The following is a 14928-nucleotide window of genomic DNA, read 5'->3' as shown; positions in this document are numbered from 1 at the left end:
GGGTTCACGGCCGGTTCGCGGCCGGGGAGGGGACAGGCGGGGGAATGGGAACAAAACCGGACCAGGGGCCGAGAACACCTGAGGCGCCTGCGACGTCCGACCGGTGGAGAACGCTGCTGCCGGCCTGCTCCTCGTACTGGTCTCGGCCGGGCTGCTCGCCCTCGTACCGGGCAGGGCGGCGAACAGCGACGCGTACCGCGCCGCGCCCGACTGCCGGGCCGGGGCGTCCCGGTCGGACGGGTACACGACGGCGGTCCTGGGAACGGTGAACGCGAAGCCCGGCGGCCACCCCTGACCCGGACGGCCGCGTCGCGCGCCGGGCGCTTCCGGCGACCCTGACGGTGCTGGGCGTCCGAGGGCTGCTGAAGGGCGATCCGTACGGCTGGTACAAGACCTTCGAGTACGACGCCGCCGTCATCGAATGCCGCGACGGCGACCGCCCGGTCCTCATCGCGACGCAGCGCGGCGCCCCGCTGATACTCGGCGCCCTGGCCGCGCTCCCGAACACCGGTCGTTAGCGCGCGGTTTCAATGGTGATGTCGCCGTTGCGGGTGCTGGCCGTCACCACGTGGGTGCTGTCGTCGGCCTGCGGCACGTCCACGGTGATGTCACCCTTCTTGGCGGACGTGTCGACCTTGTACATCGCCTTGGGCAGACCCAGCCGGATCCCACCGTCGTGGCTCTGGGCCTCCAGCAGATCGGGCACCGCGGTGAAGTTCAGCCGGACCTCACCGTTGTCGGTCCTCGCGGTCACGGACTTGGCGGAGATGCCCTCGCCGTCGATCCTGCCGTTGTCGCTCTCCAGGTCCAGCTCGGCGCCGCTCATGTCCTTCAGCCGCACCTCGCCGTTGTCGGTCTTCGCCCTGAGGCCGGTGGTGAACCCGGTGGCCCTGATGAGCCCGTTGTCGTTGCCGACGGTGAGCGCGACATCGCGCGGCACCTTCACGGAGTACCTGGCCTTGCAGTTCACCGAGATGCCCGTGCACTTCAGTTTCAGGGTCAGGGTGTCTCCGTCGAGCTTCCACACCAGGTCCGGGTTGCTGCCGGGCACCGCCCCGCTGACCTGTCGTTCGACCTGGATCTCCTTGATGTCCGCCGGAACGAGTTCGAGATCGGAGGAGTCGGAGTTCACGGTCAGGCTCTTGCCGCTGTAGGCGAACGACTTCTTCTCCACCGGCGCGTCCGCGACATCCGTATTGCCGCACCCGGTGGCGACGAGCGCGACGAGGGCGGCCCCGCCGAGTGCGGTGAGGCTGCGGGTCCTGGCTGCCATGGTGATGCTTCCCTACTGCTCTGAGCTGCGAGTTTGCTGCGTGCGGTCGATATGCCCTCGAACTCCAGGAGCCCAGGCCCACCCGGTGCGATCGGGCTTGCCAACGGATCGAGGGTGGGGATATCCCCCCGTTCGGCCGCTGCCGGCACGGCTGTGCGCCACGCGGCAGGGCCCCAACCCTGACGCGGGGGCAGCGCCGGCCCCTTCCGTCGCGGTAACCCGAACCGCCTCCCTCGGGTAACGGCTTCCGAGGAGGGATTTCGCCCCGAACCCGCGGCGCCTCGAGCGGGCCGCGCAGGTTGCTCGGGAGCGCGTTCGCGTCTACCCGCCCGAGGTCGGTGAGCGCTTGAGTGGGCGGCCGCGGCATCCCGTGCCGGCAGCTTGGTGAGCCGGGACAAGGGGCCATAGGGTCCACTCGAATCGGCCCGGCTTGAACGCCAACACGGCGGGCAAGGCCGGTGAGCGACGATCAAGCTGTTGTCGGTGGCCGACTCCAGGGTCGGCCCCATGGCAGCAGACCTGGTCCAGGACTCATGGACTCGCATCGACGCGTGGCTGCGCGAGCACGCGCCCCGCACTTTCGCCACACTTCGGCCGCCCGCAGGAGACAAGGAGATCGCGGGTTCCCTGAGCAACCCCGCCATCGACTCCAGTTGGTACGCAGCTCAGTACACCCAGGATCAGGACTGACCCCAGGGGCTCCGGTTCCGCGTGGGCTTCACGGGGCGGGCATCGCCAGAGGAAACGCTCAGTCACAGTGATGGATCGTGAAGCGCAACGAGCGAGGCCCCTGGGCTGTTGAGTGAGAAGTCCGACGTCTCGATCACGTTGCTCGCCGACCAGGCGCCGGGCCTGCTGAAGACGCCGCGCGAGCACGAACCGGACTTCATCCTGCTGGACGGCACCCTCGTCGAGTGCGACCGGGTCGGCGACGGCCGGGCCGACTACTTCGCCAAGCACCGGCGGCACGGCGTAAACGTGCAGGTCGTCACCGACCCGGGTGTCCGTCACGCCGCGACGAACGTCACCGGTTCGCTTCCCGCGACCGCCTCCGCGCGACCCAGTTTCACCAGTCGGCGCAGATGTGCCTCGGCCTCCGAGACGGCGATGTTCCTTGACCCGTAGGGGATTTGCTCCCAGGGCCGGTTCCACTCCATCCGCTCCGCCAGCTGCCACGGCGTGAGGGGTTCGGCGAGGAGTCCGAGGAGGCCGGTGAGGCGTTCCTCGTGGTGGTCGAGGAGTTCGCGGACGCGGCCCGCCGCGTCCGCGAACGCGTACTGGTGGGCCGGGAGCACCTCGGCGACCCCCAGGCGGCCGATCCGTTCCAGTGAGGCCAGGTAGTCCCCGAGCGGGTCGGTCTCCGTGGCGTCGTCCGGGTCCTCGTACAGGCCCACGTGCGGGCTGATGCCGGGGAGCAGGTGGTCGCCGGAGAACAGGCGGCCGCGGCCGGGGAGGTTGGCCGGGTGGTCCTCCTCCAGGTGGAGGCAGACGTGGCCGGGGGTGTGGCCGGGGGTCCAGATCGCGCGTAGCTCGCGGCCCGCCAGGTCGAGGAGTTCGCCGGGCACGATCTCGCGGTCCGGGAGCGTGGCCCGCAGGCCGGGAAGGGTGCGCATCCGGCCGCCCTTCTCGCGGGCGGCCAGCAGCGGGGCGATGTGGTCCTCGGGGGCGCCGACCGTCGCCAGCTTCGTCGCGAGGTATGACAGCCAGGTGCCCGGTTCGGACTCGCGGGTGCGGCGGACGATCGCCGTATCGGCGGCGTGCATCGCGATCCACGCCCCGGACGCCTCGCGCACCTGGCCGGACAGGCCGTGGTGGTCGGGGTGGTGGTGGGTGATGACCACGCCGTGGATGCCGGAGATGTCCACGCCGACCGCTGTGAGCCCGGCTGTCAGGGTGTCCCAGGCCTCCGGGTCGTCCCAGCCCGTGTCGATCAGGACCGGACCCCGGCCGGTGTCGAGGACATGGACCAGGGTGTGGCCCAACGGGTTGTCCGGGATGGGGACTTTGATGCTGTGGACGCCTCCACCGTGGTTCATCACCTGCGTCATGGACTCCCCATCTCTCCGCGGTCTCGGCGGCGTGCGGGGTACGGCCACGGCGCGCCGCGTCCACTGTAACGAGAACTTGTTCCAGTGGTAGCCCCGGTCGACTATCCGATCAGGGTGGCCTTCGGCCGCACGACGCAGAACTCATTGCCCTCCGGGTCCGCGAGTACGGTCCACGACTCCTCGCCGGTCTGTCCGATCTCCACCCGGCGCGCGCCCAGTGCGAGGATGCGCTCGATCTCCGCCTCCCCCTCGGAGGGTTGCGTGGTCAGATCGAGGTGCAGACGGTTCTTCACGGACTTCGTCTCGGGCGCGGGCATGAAGCAGATGCCCACCGGGGCTGCCGCGTCCGGGCCGATCACGACCTCCCGCTCCCGCTCGGACAGGATGCGCCACTTCAGTACGGCCGCCCAGAAACGGGCCAGGGCGGGCAGGTCGTGGGTGTCGATGACGATGTGGTGCAGGGAGGCGGTCATGGAGGCCAGTCTGCCCGGTGGGCCGTGCCGCGGGAGTGGTTCCGGAGGCGTCCGGCCACGCTTCGGCCATGTCCCGGCCGTGGACTCCTGGAACTGGAACTGGTATCAGTTCTGACATGTAGTCAGCTGTTGTTCGGATGTATGCCGGACGCAGAACGAAGAATTCAGTCAACGAGTCGGGTCACGTGCCGCGTCGCGGGAGGCAGCAGCCATGAGCGAGTTTGTCGAACACGGAAAACTGTTCGTCGGCGGGGAGTTGGTCGATCCGCTCGGGCGGGAAGTCATCGAGGTCATCTCCCCGCACACCGAGCAGGTCATCGGCCGGGTGCCGCACGCCGCCGAGGGGGATGTGGACCGGGCGGTCGCCGCCGCCCGGCGGGCGTTCGACGAGGGGCCCTGGCCCCGGATGACGCCGGCCGAGCGGATCGACGTCGTCACGCGGATCAAGGACGCGTTCGCCGTGCGGTACGAGGAGATCGCCCGGGTCATCAGCTCGGAGAACGGCACCCCGTACAGCTCCAGCGTCATGGTGCAGGCGCTCGCCGCGATGATGGTGTGGGACGCGGCGATCACCGTCGCCCGCACCTTCCCGTACGAGGAGCACCGGGGCGGGGCGCTCGGGCCGCTGCTGGTGCGGCGGGAGCCCGTCGGGGTGGTCGCGGCCGTGGTGCCGTGGAACGTGCCGCAGTTCACCGCCGCCGCCAAGCTCGCGCCCGCGCTGCTCGCCGGGTGCTCCGCCGTCCTGAAGGTGTCGCCCGAGTCGCCGCTCGACGCCTACATCCTGGCCGAGATCGTCGCCGAGTCCGGGCTGCCCGGGGGCGTGCTGTCGATCCTGCCGGCCGACCGCGAGGTGAGCGAGTACCTGGTCGGGCATCCGGGCGTCGACAAGGTCTCGTTCACCGGGTCCGTCGCCGCCGGGCGGCGGGTCATGGAGGTCGCCTCGCGCAACCTCACCCGCGTCACCCTGGAACTCGGCGGGAAGTCCGCCGCCGTGATCCTCCCCGACGCCGATCTGGACGCCGCCGTCGCGGGCATCGTGCCCTTCGCCTGGATGATCAACGGGCAGGCCTGCGTGGCCCAGACCCGGATTCTCGTGCCGCGTTCCCGGTACGAGGAGATGGCCGAGGCGTTCGCCGCCGCAGCCGGTGCGCTCAAGGTCGGCGACCCGCTCGACCCCGCCACCGAACTCGGACCGCTCGTCGCGCGGCGCCAGCAGCAGCGCTCCCTGGACTACATCCGGATCGGGCAGGAGGAGGGGGCCAAGATCCTTACCGGGGGCGGGCGTCCGGCCTCGCAGGAGCGGGGCTGGTACGTCGAGCCGACGCTCTTCGGCGACGTCGACAACTCCATGCGCATCGCCCGCGAGGAGATCTTCGGCCCGGTCATCTGCCTGCTGCCGTACGGCGACGAGGACGAGGCCGTGAAGATCGCCAACGACTCCGAGTACGGGCTCAGCGGCAGCGTCTGGACCGCCGACACCGAACGCGGCATCGACATCGCCCGCCGGGTCAGGACCGGCACGTACAGCGTGAACACCTTCAGCCTCGACATGCTCGGGCCGTTCGGCGGCTACAAGAACTCCGGTGTGGGGCGGGAGTTCGGGCCCGAGGGGTACGGGGAGTACTTCGAGCACAAGATGATCCACCTGCCTGCCGGGTACGGGGGAGGTGCCTGATGGGGGACCGGTGGAGCGTCGAGGTCGACCGGTCCGTGTGCATCGGGTCGGGGATGTGCGTGAACCACGCACCGGGCGGCTTCCGGCTGGACTCCGCCCGGCAGTCCCGCCCCGTCGACCCGGAGACCGACGCCAATGAACAGGTCCTCGCCGCGGCCGAGGGGTGTCCGGTCGAGGCGATCACGGTCGCGCTGGCCGGCTCGGGGGAGGTCGTGTTCCCTCCGGAGGAGTAGCGGCCACGGAGGAGCGGCGGCCGTGGAGGACCAGCGGCCGTGGAGGACCAGCGGCCAGGGGGCGGGGGCGGGGCGTCAGCGGTCCGGGGTGCCCGACAACAGGTGCAGGCGTAGCGCCAGTTGGAGCTCCAGGGCGCGGTCCGGCTCGTTCCAGTCCCGCCCCAGCAGCACCTGGATCCGGTCCAGCCGCTGCACCACCGTGTTCACGTGCACATGCAGCTCGTCCTTGGCCCGGATCAGGCTGCCGCCCGCGCCGAAGTACGCGCCGAGCGTCCGCACCAGGTGGGTGCCGCGCTGGGCGTCGTACTCCAGCAGTGGCCCCAGCGTCGCCGACACGAAGCCGTCGACGTCCTGCCCGTTGCCCAGCACCACGCCCAGGAAGCCGAGTTCGTCCACGCACGCACCCTCGCCCGTACGCCCCAGGACCCGCATCGCCCGCAGGCAGCGCGCCGCCTCCGCGTACGCGGCGGCCAGCTCCTGCGGGCCCCGGGCGGGGCCCGTGGCGGCGACGGTGACCGGTGCCTGGGCCAGCTGGCCGAGCTGGGCCGCCGCCGAGCGGGCCGCGGCGCCGGCCGCCGGTCCGGAGCCGCCCGCCTCTATCAACAGCACCACCGCGCCCGCGTGTTCGGCGCTCACGCCATGGATGCCCCCGCCGAACAGATAGCGCATCGCGGCCGGGGCCAGCCGTTCCCGCGCGCCGGTCTCCGCGACCAGCAGCAGATGCGGGCGGTCCAGGTCGATGCCCAGCCGGCGGCCGCGTTCCGCGAGGCCCGCCGGGTCGCGGCCGGTGTCCGTCAGCAGGTCGGCGATCAGTTCGCCGCGGATGCGGTTCTCCGTCTCGGCCACCGTGCGCCGCAGCAGCAGGAGCAGTCCGGTGACCACCGCCGACCGCTCGAACAGACGGCGGTCGGAGTCGTCCAGTTGCCGGCCCCGGTGCAGCACCAGACCGGCGAGGAGCTCCTGCCCGGCGAGCACCGCGCAGACCACCCGCCCCTCGCGGTGCACGGCGCGGGCCCCCGTACGGGACTCCTCGGCCGCCTCCGCCAGCCACCCCGCGTCCATGCTGTCGGCGGCGAAGCCCGTACCGTCCGGGCGGACCGCGGCCAGCAGGCGCCCGCCCGGGTCATGGATGGTCAGGGGGGAGTCCAGCAGTCCGGCGACGGCCGCCGCCACGTCCTTGACGTCCCTGCCGCGCAGCACCAGGTCCGTCAGCCGGTCGTGCGACTCCTCGGCCCGCCGCATGGCCGCCGAGTGGGCCCGTACGGAGGCATTGGCCTCGGCCAGCTCGGCGTTCGCCTCGGCGAGTTCGGCGAGGGCGGAGGTGGTGTCGGCCAGGGCACGGGCGGTGTCGATGGCGATCGCGGCGTGGGCGGCGAGCGAGCACAGCAGGGCCACCTCGTCGGGGCTGAAGACCCGCGGCGCCCGGTCGGCCGCGAAGAGGACGCCGATCACCTTCCCCGTACCCCCGCGGCTGGAGCCGAGCAGCAGCGGCACGCCCAGAATGGCGACCAGGCCCTCGTCCAGGACCCCGGCGTTGATGTTGCGCGTGTGACGGAAGCGCTCGTCGGTGCGGTAGTCCGGGCTCGCGTACGGGCTCGCCGTCTGCGCGACGAGACCGCCGAGCCCTTCGCCGAGTTCGAGGCGCAGCCGCTGGAAGAGCAGCGACACCGACCCGTCGGTCACCCGCATGTAGGTGTCGCCGGCCTCCTCGTCCGGGAGGGTGAGGTAGGCCGTGTCCGTCCCCAGCAGCATCCTGGCCCGCCGCACGATGGCCTTCAGCACGTCGTCCAGGTCGCGGGAGGCCGCCAGGTCACCCGCCGTGTCGAAGAGCGCGGTGAGCTGGAGCTCGCGGCGCCGGTGCTGGCGCAGGGCGCCCCTGATCCGCAGCGCGGTGGCCGTGGCCCGCTCCACCTCGGCCAGCTCCCCGGCGGCCACGCCGTCCCCGCGTGCCTGCGAGGAGACGGCCCCCAGCGCCTCGGCGGGCGCGTCGTCGGCCAGCAGGTCGAACAGACGCCGGAGGTGGGGTGCGGCGGAGGGAGACGGTTCAGACATGGCGGCCATCGTTCGTAGGGGGCGGGTCCGGGCGGTCGGTCAGTTGGCGGTCCAGCCGCCGTCCATGGAGAGCGAGGTCCCCGTGATGTGCCCGGTGCGCGGCCCACACAGCCAAAGGACGGCCTCGGCGACATCCGCCGGTTCGATCAGCCGCTTGATCGCGCTGCGCTCCAGCATCACCCGCCCCACCACGTCCTCCTCCGAGATGCCGTGCGTACGGGCCTGGTCGGCGATCTGGTTCTCGACCAGGGGTGTGCGCACGTAACCGGGGCTGACGCAGTTGCTCGTCACCCCGTGCTCCGCCGCTTCGAGCGCCACCACCTTGCTCAGCCCCTCCAGTGCGTGCTTGGCCGTCACATAGGCCGACTTGTACGGGCTCGCGCGCAGCCCGTGCACCGACGAGATGTTGAGTACGCGCCCCCAGCCGCGTTCGTACATGCCCGGCAGGGTCCTGCGCAAGATGCGGAACGGGGTCTCCACCATGACGCGCTGGATCAGCGCGAAGCGATCCGGCGGGAATGCGTGGACGGGGGCGACGTGCTGGAGCCCCGCGTTGTTGACGACCACGTCCACGCGGGCCGGCAGGGTGTCGACGACCCCGGGGTCGGACAGGTCCACCACCCAGGCCGTCCCGCCGATCTCCCCGGCCAGGCTCCTGGCGGCCTCGCCCGCCTTGTCCACGACGTGCACATGCGCGCCGGCCGCGGCCAGCGCCTGCGCGCAGGCCCGCCCGATACCGCTCGCCGCACCGGTCACCAGCGCGGTCCGCCCGGCCAGGAACGGTTCTGCGGGTACCTGCGACGGTCCGCCGCCGGGGAAGGGGGCGGGGGGCTCGTGATCGGGTCTCCGGGAAGTCTCCATGGCCGTCACCGTAGGTACGCCACGGCCCGTGTCACACGGGGCCGGTGCACACACCCTCCCGCCCCGGCATGGTGGCGGCGTACATGGTGCGGTGCGGCGCCGGGCGGCCCGGCCACGCGCGGCCCCGGCCCGCACAAGGGACCCGCCGCACACACCCCGCACCCGCGGATGTCCGCCTGCCACATGTGCGCGCGGAGCCGCGGCTCGTAAGTTCCGGCAGCAACCCGTACCCCGCACGTACGACCAGGAGGCACCCGTGCGCCCATCCGTCCCCCACCACCGTCCGCCCGGAACGCCCCGAGCGCACCGCATGCGCCGCCTGTTCCGGCGCATCGCGTCCACCGCGGTCCTCGGCCTCGTCGCCGCGACGCTGAGCGCCACGGCGGCCGCCCAGCCGGCCGCCGCTGCCGCCGGGGGCCTCCAGCAGGTCACCGGCTTCGGCTCCAACCCCGGCAACCTCCAGATGTACGAGTACACCCCCGCCGGACTCCCGGCGAACGCGCCCCTGGTCGTCGCCCTGCACGGCTGCGCCCAGACGGCCGACGCGTACTACGCCAACTCCGGCTGGCCGAAGTTCGCCGACCAGTGGGGCTTCGACGTCGTCTTCCCGCAGACCACCTCCGCGAACAACGCGCTCTCCTGCTTCGGCTGGTTCGACCCGGCCGAGGACAGCCGCGGCAAGGGCGAGGCCGCGTCGATCGTGCAGATGGTGGAGCACGCGAAGCAGAGCCGCGGCTCGGACGGCCGCCGGGTGTACGTCACCGGTCTCTCGGCGGGCGGCGGCATGACCGCGGACCTGCTGGCCGCCTACCCGGACGTGTTCGCGGGCGGCTCGGTGGCCTCGGGGCTGCCCGCGCAGTGCGCGACGAGCCAGGCGGCCGCGTCGGGCTGTCAGACGGGCCCGCAGAAGCTCAACCCCGCCCAGTGGGGCGACAAGGTCCGCGGCGCCTATCCCGGATACACCGGCCCGTGGCCCCGGGTGGCGATCTGGCAGGGCACCTCGGACTACACGGTGTACCCGGCCAACGCCACGGCGCTGCGCGACCAGTGGACGGACGTCTGGGGCATCGGCCAGACCCCGTCGTCCACCGACACCCTCCCCGGTAACACCACCCGCAGCGTCTACAACGACTCCGCCGGGCGGCCCGCCGTGGAGACGTACTCCGTCTCCGGCATGGGCCACGGCCTTCCGGTGAGCCCCGGCTCGGGCGCGGACCAGTGCGGGACGGCGGCCGCGTACTTCCTGAAGACGATCTGCTCGACGTACTACACGGGCGTCTTCTGGGGCCTGGACGGCGGCAACCCCGGCGGCGGCGACGGCGGCGAGGCGCTGCCGGCCCCGGCGGGCGTGAAGGTCACGGGCGTCACCGGCACCACCGCGTCGCTGTCCTGGAACGCGGTCGGGGGCGCCGCCTCGTACGCCGTGTTCCGCAACGGTACGAAGATCGCGTCCCCGGCCGGCACGACGTACACGGACACCGGCCTCACCGCCGGCAGCACCTACCGCTACACGGTGGCGGCCGTCGACGGATCGGGGACGCTCTCCGCCGCGTCGGCCCAGGTGACGGCGGTCACCACGGGCGGCGTGACCGCGCGGTGCTTCACCGCGACCAACTACGCGCACGTGGCCGCGGGCAGGGCCCACACCACGGGCGGGTACGTCTACGCCAACGGCTCGGAGGCGAACATGGGCCTGTACAACGTCTTCGTCACGCACACCCTCAAGGAGTCACCGGCGGGGTACTTCGTGATCGCGGACAGCGGCTGCACCGGCTGATCCGTGCGGCGCACGGCGTACGGGGTCCGGCACGCGTGCCGGACCCTGTCCACCGTCGGTCGCGGACCCGGCGGCCGTGCCGGGCCCGTCCGCCGTCAGGCGCGCGCGTACGCCACCAGCCGGTCGGCGATCTCCCGCCCGCCCCGCTCGCCCGTGAGTACCGTGTAGTGGTTCACGTCCGGCACCGCCACCGGCCTCAGCCGGGTCCCGCCCAGGTCCGCCGCCGCCAGCCGCTGCTCGTCGTACAGGCCCTGCTCCTCGTCCATCAGACCGCGTGCCGCCCACAGCAGCGTCGCCTCGGCGGGCAGCTTCCGCACGGCCGAGAGCACCTCCTCGTCGAAGAGGCCGATGCCGTCCGTGCGGACCGCCTCGATCCGGCACGTCGAGTGCATGGCCGGTTCGCCGCCCGTCAGGTCGCGCTGGATGTACGCGTCGACCTCGTCCGACCAGGCGCCCGCGAACGCCGGGTGCGCCTGCCAGAAGGCGCGGTAGGCGGCCCGGTCCGCGAAGGTCATCGACAGCCGGTCCATCGCCGGACCGATCACCGCCGTCATCAGTTCGTCCGGAGTCAGGTGCGTGGGCGCCGGGAAGCCAATCCCGCCGTCGACGAGCAGCAGCGGCCCGAAGCGGTCCGGATGGCGTACCGCGGCCAGCGCCGCCACGAACGCCCCCATCGAGTGGCCCGCCAGCACCACCCGGTCCAGGCCCAGGGCCTCGGTCAGGGCGGCGACGTCGTCGGCGTGCCCGGCGATGCCGTACGGGCCGGGAAGTCCCGAACTCCCCGCCCGGCCACGCAGGTCCGGGGCGATCAGTGTGACGCGGCCGGCCAGCAGCCGGGCCACCGGGCCCCAGGACAGCGCGTTGGCCGTGATGCCGTGCAGCGCGACCACCACCGGCGCGTCCGGACCGGCGGCCGGCCAGCGCACGGCCGCCAACTCGCCTCCGGCGACAGGGACCTTGATCTCTTCGTGCGGAATCACGGGTTTCCGTTCTCCTTCCGGGGCGGGATCTCTTCGGCGGGCCCGCCTCGACGCAGCGCGGCGAGCCTGGACGGCAGTCGGGCCAGGCCGCCCGGCAGCAGATGTACCACGGCCACGAACAGCACGCCCAGCAGGAACAGCGGCTGGGAGAGCGGGACGCGGAGCACCGCCGGGAGGTCGGCGACCGCGCCCGAACCGGCCAGGTCGCCGAGCCGGTGGTCCGCCCAGGTGTAGAGGATGCCGCCGACCATCGGGCCCCAGCGGGTTCCGGAGCCGCCCAGCACCACCATCACCAGCAGCGACAGCGTGAAGTCGGACGTGGTCGTCTGGGGCGTGGAACCACCGGTCAGAAGCAGGTGCACGATGCCGCCGAGCGCGGCGAGCGCGCCCGCCACGACGAAGGCCGTCAGCTTGAAACCGTACGGTTTCAGCCCCAGCACCTCCACCCGGCGCTCGTTCTCCTTGATGCCCTCCCAGACGCGTCCGGTGGGGGAGCGGACCGCCCAGTGGACGACGCCCAGGGTGAGGACGAGATAGGCGAGGGCGATCCAGTAGAGGTTCGCGGTGTTGTCGATGCCGACGAGCCAGGAGGGCAGCAGGTCCGCCGGTGCCGCCCGGCCCTCCTCACCGCCGGTGACGCCACCGGGGTTGCGGGAGACCAGGATCGAGCCCGCCTGGGCGAACGCCAGCGTGACCATGGAGAAGCCGATGCCGGTGACGCGCAGGCTCACCGACCCCAGGACCAGGGCCAGCGCGATCCCGAAGCAGAGGCCGAGGACCGCGGCGGCCGCGAACGGGAGCCCCGCCTCCAGCAGGAACACGTTGGTGGCGTAGCTGCCCGCCGCGAAGTACAGGGCGTGCCCGAAGGAGAGCAGCCCCGTACGGCCCAGCAGCAGGTCGTAGCCCGTGGCCAGGGCGCCGAACAGCAGGCAGGTGGCGATGAGTTGCAGGCTTCCCGCACTGCCGAGCGGGCCGTCCAGCAGACCCGGCACGGGTACGGCGCTGTAGGGCGCCACGACCAGGACCAGCAGGACGGCGGCGGGCCACCAGCGCAGCAGTTGCCGGGACCGGCCGGGGGGCGCCGGTGCGGCCTGGGATCTGCCGTCGGTGCGGTCGTGTGTCTCGGTGGCGGTGCTCACGCGAGCCTCCCCGTCAGTCCGCGCGGCCGGATCAGCAGCAGCGCGGCGAGCAGGACGACGACCGCCAGATCGCCGAGGCCCGCTGCGGTGTAGTAGTTGGCGAACTGCTGGACCAGGCCGATGACCACCGACGCCACGGCGGCGCCGGTCACCGAACCCATGCCGCCGGTGACCACGACGACGAACGCGAAGATCAGCAGCGAGGTGCCCTGACGGGGATCGACCGAACCGAAGTACAGCCCGCCGAGCGCCCCGCCCAGTGCGGCGGCGCAGCCCCCGATCGCGAAGACGAGGGTGAACGCCTTGCGGACGTCGATGCCGAGCGCGGTGACCATCGCCCGGTCCTCGACCCCCGCCCGTACGACGAGACCGTGCCGGGTCCGGCCGAGGAAGAGCCGCAGCGCCACCAGGACCACGACCGCCGCCGCGACCAGCACGAGGCGGTTGACCGGGACCTGCGCGCCCAGCAGCCCGAAGGTGCCGGACAGCGCCTTCGGCCCCGGGAAGGTCCGGGCGTCCGATCCCCAGATCCCCGACAGCAGTGCGGGGACCGCGAGCCCCACCCCGACCGTGGCGAGCACCTGCTCGCGCGGCCGGGTGTAGAGCGGGCGGACGACGGCGAGTTCCAGGAGCACGGCGGCGACGGTGCCCACCGCCGTACCGAACAGCACCGCGAGGACGAAGCCGGCCCCGCCGGGTCCGGCGCCGGGCAGATGGCCGGACGCCGCCCACCAAGTGCCGTACGCCCCGATGGAGAGCAGCGCCCCGTGCGCGAAGTTGAGCACGTCCATCAGGCCGAAGATCAGCGAGAGTCCGGACGCGACGAGAAAGTAGAGGGCTCCCAGACCGAGTCCGGTCATGGTGAGCAGCACGATGGTGGACATCAGGAATCCGCCTCCGCGGTGTGGGTGGACAGCGGGCCGTGGCCCACGCCGAGCAGCCGGCGGGCCGCCTCCGCGTCGCCGAGCAGTTCGTCCGCCGGGCCCCGGTGGGCGGTCCGGCCGTCGGCCAGTACCACGCAGTGCTCGGCGAGCCGGCGCACGACGGCGAGGTTCTGCTCCACGAGCAGCACCGGCACCGCCTCGGCGGCCCGCTCCAGCACCTGCGCCACCTCGGTGACCACCTTCGGCGCCAGACCCTTGGTGGGTTCGTCCGCGATGATCAGCCGGTTGGCGTTGAGCAGGGTGCGGCCGATGGCGACCATCTGCTGCTGGCCGCCGGACAGCGTCCCGGCCGGCTGCCGGGCCCGCTGCTTGAGTTCGGGGAAGAGCTCATGGACCAGGGCGTAGGCGGGCTCGCCCGCGCCGCGCCGTTCGGCCAGCCGCAGGTTCTCCGCCACGGTCAGCCCGGCGAAGACGCCGCGGTCCTCCGGGGCGTAACCCACACCCCGCCGGACCACGGCGTGGGTGGGCAGGGCCACGGTCTCCTCACCGTCCAGCCGCACACTGCCGCTGCGCGGGACGAGGCCCAGGATGCCCCGTACGGTCGTGGTCTTCCCGGCGCCGTTGCGTCCCAGCAGCGCGGTCACGCCGTGGGCGGCGACGTCCAGGTCGACACCGTGCAGGATGTGCCGGCCGCCGATCAGGACCCGCAGGTCCCGGACGGCGAGCAGGGTCTGCGCGCTCACAACCCCTCCCCGAGGTAGGCCTGTTGCACGGTCGGATCGGCGGTGACGGCCTCGGGGGTGTCCAGGGCCAGCAGCCGGCCGTGATGCATCACGGCGAGCCGGTCGGCCAGGCCCAGGAGTACGTCCATGTGGTGCTCGACCATGAGGACGGTGCGGCCCTCCTCCCGGTGCAGGGTGCGGATCAGCTCGGTCAGCGCCGGGACCTCCTCCGCGCTCACCCCGGCCATCGGTTCGTCGAGCAGCATCAGCCGGGGCTCGCCCACCAGCAGCACGGCCAGCTCCAGCTTCCGCTTCTCGCCGTGCGACAGTTCGGATGCCGTCGCTCCGGCCCGGTGGCCCAGACCGGTGCGCTCCAGCACGCCGTCCACCTCGGCGGTGTACGGGTCGGCGCGCCGCCAGAGCCGGTAGGAGCCGCCCCGGGCGGCCTGCGCCGCCAGCCGGACGTGGTCGGCCACGGTCATCGCGGGCCAGAGGCTGGACGTCTGGAACGTCCGGCCGAGCCCGCGCCGGGCCCGCACATGCGCGGGCCGGTCCGTCATGTCGGTGCCGTCCAGCGCGATCGTGCCCGCGGTCGGCATCGTCGTGCCGCTGATGAGGTTGAACAGGGATGTCTTTCCGGCCCCGTTGGGGCCGATGAAGGCCAGGAACTCGCCCTCGCGGACGCTGAGCGTGATGTCCTGGACGATGGTCGCGCCCCCGATGCTCCAGCCGAGTCCGTCCAGCTGGAGCACGGGTGCCGCGGAATCCGCCCGGCCGTCCCGGTGGCCGAGGGTGTGCGGTGCGGTCATGT

The 14928-nt window shown here is 72.6% G+C and carries 16 protein-coding genes and 1 pseudogene; 7 read left to right on the top strand and 10 right to left on the bottom strand.

Features of this window, described 5'->3' with window-relative positions; all coding sequences use genetic code 11:
• The first annotated feature begins 103 nt into the window (after positions 1-103).
• Both FHX80_RS06040 and FHX80_RS34605 read left to right on the top strand, forming a co-directional pair.
• Entirely contained in the window at positions 104-295 is a 192-nt protein-coding gene (locus FHX80_RS06040; RefSeq protein WP_145763254.1) for a hypothetical protein, read from the top strand.
• 46 nt (positions 296-341) lie between these two features.
• Positions 342-518 (top strand): hypothetical protein, encoded by a 177-nt coding sequence (locus FHX80_RS34605; protein ID WP_167523367.1) that lies wholly within the window; start codon positions 342-344, stop codon positions 516-518.
• Here the strand turns inward: FHX80_RS34605 and FHX80_RS06035 are convergent.
• The gene (locus tag FHX80_RS06035; protein ID WP_145763253.1) at positions 515-1273 is read right to left on the bottom strand and encodes a DUF4097 family beta strand repeat-containing protein; all 759 of its coding nucleotides are present in this window, start codon (positions 1271-1273) and stop codon (positions 515-517) included. The two genes, FHX80_RS34605 and FHX80_RS06035, sit on opposite strands and share 4 nt — an antisense overlap.
• 507 nt (positions 1274-1780) lie before the next feature.
• On the opposite strand from FHX80_RS06035, the gene FHX80_RS06030 reads away from it, so the two are divergent.
• Positions 1781-1963 (top strand): hypothetical protein, encoded by a 183-nt coding sequence (locus FHX80_RS06030; RefSeq protein ID WP_145763252.1) that lies wholly within the window; start codon positions 1781-1783, stop codon positions 1961-1963.
• Positions 1964-2095: 132 nt separating this feature from the next.
• Positions 2096-2281: pseudogene (locus FHX80_RS06025) on the top strand (IS5/IS1182 family transposase); the annotation flags it as partial.
• Here the strand turns inward: FHX80_RS06025 and FHX80_RS06020 are convergent.
• Together FHX80_RS06020 and FHX80_RS06015 are read right to left on the bottom strand one after the other, a co-directional pair.
• Entirely contained in the window at positions 2281-3321 is a 1041-nt protein-coding gene (locus tag FHX80_RS06020; protein ID WP_145763251.1) for a Strvi_7410 family MBL fold metallo-hydrolase, read from the bottom strand. The pseudogene FHX80_RS06025 and the gene FHX80_RS06020 overlap by 1 nt on opposite strands.
• Positions 3322-3422: 101 nt before the next feature.
• Positions 3423-3794 carry a VOC family protein gene (locus FHX80_RS06015; RefSeq protein ID WP_124283919.1) on the bottom strand — a complete coding sequence of 124 codons (372 nt, stop codon included), beginning with the start codon at positions 3792-3794 and terminating at the stop codon, positions 3423-3425.
• Between the two features lie 211 nt (positions 3795-4005).
• Here FHX80_RS06015 and FHX80_RS06010 point away from each other — a divergent pair, with 211 nt between their 5' ends.
• Together FHX80_RS06010 and FHX80_RS06005 are read left to right on the top strand one after the other, a co-directional pair.
• Positions 4006-5469 (top strand): aldehyde dehydrogenase, encoded by a 1464-nt coding sequence (locus tag FHX80_RS06010; protein WP_145763250.1) that lies wholly within the window; start codon positions 4006-4008, stop codon positions 5467-5469.
• The gene (locus FHX80_RS06005; protein ID WP_145763249.1) at positions 5469-5702 is read left to right on the top strand and encodes a ferredoxin; all 234 of its coding nucleotides are present in this window, start codon (positions 5469-5471) and stop codon (positions 5700-5702) included. Before FHX80_RS06010 ends, FHX80_RS06005 begins: the two co-directional genes overlap by 1 nt.
• Positions 5703-5777: 75 nt before the next feature.
• Here the strand turns inward: FHX80_RS06005 and FHX80_RS06000 are convergent, their stop codons facing one another.
• Positions 5778-7754 carry a helix-turn-helix domain-containing protein gene (locus FHX80_RS06000; RefSeq protein WP_145763248.1) on the bottom strand — a complete coding sequence of 659 codons (1977 nt, stop codon included), beginning with the start codon at positions 7752-7754 and terminating at the stop codon, positions 5778-5780.
• 39 nt (positions 7755-7793) lie between these two features.
• Entirely contained in the window at positions 7794-8615 is an 822-nt protein-coding gene (locus FHX80_RS05995; RefSeq protein WP_145763247.1) for a 3-hydroxybutyrate dehydrogenase, read from the bottom strand.
• A gap of 310 nt (positions 8616-8925) precedes the next feature.
• On the opposite strand from FHX80_RS05995, the gene FHX80_RS05990 reads away from it, so the two are divergent.
• Complete coding sequence (locus tag FHX80_RS05990; RefSeq protein WP_145763246.1) at positions 8926-10392, top strand: extracellular catalytic domain type 1 short-chain-length polyhydroxyalkanoate depolymerase; 1467 nt, start codon at positions 8926-8928, stop codon at positions 10390-10392.
• Positions 10393-10487: 95 nt separating this feature from the next.
• Here the strand turns inward: FHX80_RS05990 and FHX80_RS05985 are convergent, their stop codons facing one another.
• From FHX80_RS05985 to FHX80_RS05965, 5 genes are read right to left on the bottom strand one after another with little or no spacing between them, the layout of a single operon-like run.
• Positions 10488-11372: an alpha/beta fold hydrolase gene (locus tag FHX80_RS05985; RefSeq protein WP_145763245.1), complete on the bottom strand. Its 885-nt coding sequence runs from the start codon at positions 11370-11372 to the stop codon at positions 10488-10490.
• Positions 11369-12511: a branched-chain amino acid ABC transporter permease gene (locus tag FHX80_RS05980; RefSeq protein ID WP_145763244.1), complete on the bottom strand. Its 1143-nt coding sequence runs from the start codon at positions 12509-12511 to the stop codon at positions 11369-11371. Before FHX80_RS05980 ends, FHX80_RS05985 begins: the two co-directional genes overlap by 4 nt.
• Entirely contained in the window at positions 12508-13395 is an 888-nt protein-coding gene (locus tag FHX80_RS05975; RefSeq protein ID WP_145763243.1) for a branched-chain amino acid ABC transporter permease, read from the bottom strand. Before FHX80_RS05975 ends, FHX80_RS05980 begins: the two co-directional genes overlap by 4 nt.
• On the bottom strand, positions 13395-14138 hold the full coding sequence (locus FHX80_RS05970; RefSeq protein WP_145763242.1) for an ABC transporter ATP-binding protein: 744 nt from the start codon (positions 14136-14138) through the stop codon (positions 13395-13397). The genes FHX80_RS05975 and FHX80_RS05970 overlap by 1 nt, the downstream gene beginning before the upstream one ends.
• Positions 14135-14926: an ABC transporter ATP-binding protein gene (locus FHX80_RS05965; protein ID WP_145763241.1), complete on the bottom strand. Its 792-nt coding sequence runs from the start codon at positions 14924-14926 to the stop codon at positions 14135-14137. The genes FHX80_RS05970 and FHX80_RS05965 overlap by 4 nt, the downstream gene beginning before the upstream one ends.
• Positions 14927-14928: the final 2 nt, after the last annotated feature.

Source organism: Streptomyces brevispora (genome assembly GCF_007829885.1).
Classification (GTDB): Bacteria; Actinomycetota; Actinomycetes; order Streptomycetales; family Streptomycetaceae; genus Streptomyces; species Streptomyces brevispora.
The sequence above is the reverse complement of the archived record's forward strand: the minus strand, read 5'-3'. Positions and strand labels throughout refer to the sequence as shown.

Coding starts and splice junctions, on each gene's coding strand:
- FHX80_RS06005 (WP_145763249.1), top strand. CDS start 5,469: ATGGGGGACCGGTGGAGCGTCGAGGTCGACCGGTCCGTGTGCATCGGG.
- FHX80_RS06035 (WP_145763253.1), bottom strand. CDS start 1,273: ATGGCAGCCAGGACCCGCAGCCTCACCGCACTCGGCGGGGCCGCCCTC.
- FHX80_RS06010 (WP_145763250.1), top strand. CDS start 4,006: ATGAGCGAGTTTGTCGAACACGGAAAACTGTTCGTCGGCGGGGAGTTG.
- FHX80_RS05990 (WP_145763246.1), top strand. CDS start 8,926: ATGCGCCGCCTGTTCCGGCGCATCGCGTCCACCGCGGTCCTCGGCCTC.
- FHX80_RS05975 (WP_145763243.1), bottom strand. CDS start 13,395: ATGTCCACCATCGTGCTGCTCACCATGACCGGACTCGGTCTGGGAGCC.
- FHX80_RS06015 (WP_124283919.1), bottom strand. CDS start 3,794: ATGACCGCCTCCCTGCACCACATCGTCATCGACACCCACGACCTGCCC.
- FHX80_RS06020 (WP_145763251.1), bottom strand. CDS start 3,321: ATGACGCAGGTGATGAACCACGGTGGAGGCGTCCACAGCATCAAAGTC.
- FHX80_RS05965 (WP_145763241.1), bottom strand. CDS start 14,926: ATGACCGCACCGCACACCCTCGGCCACCGGGACGGCCGGGCGGATTCC.
- FHX80_RS05995 (WP_145763247.1), bottom strand. CDS start 8,615: ATGGAGACTTCCCGGAGACCCGATCACGAGCCCCCCGCCCCCTTCCCC.
- FHX80_RS06000 (WP_145763248.1), bottom strand. CDS start 7,754: ATGTCTGAACCGTCTCCCTCCGCCGCACCCCACCTCCGGCGTCTGTTC.
- FHX80_RS06030 (WP_145763252.1), top strand. CDS start 1,781: ATGGCAGCAGACCTGGTCCAGGACTCATGGACTCGCATCGACGCGTGG.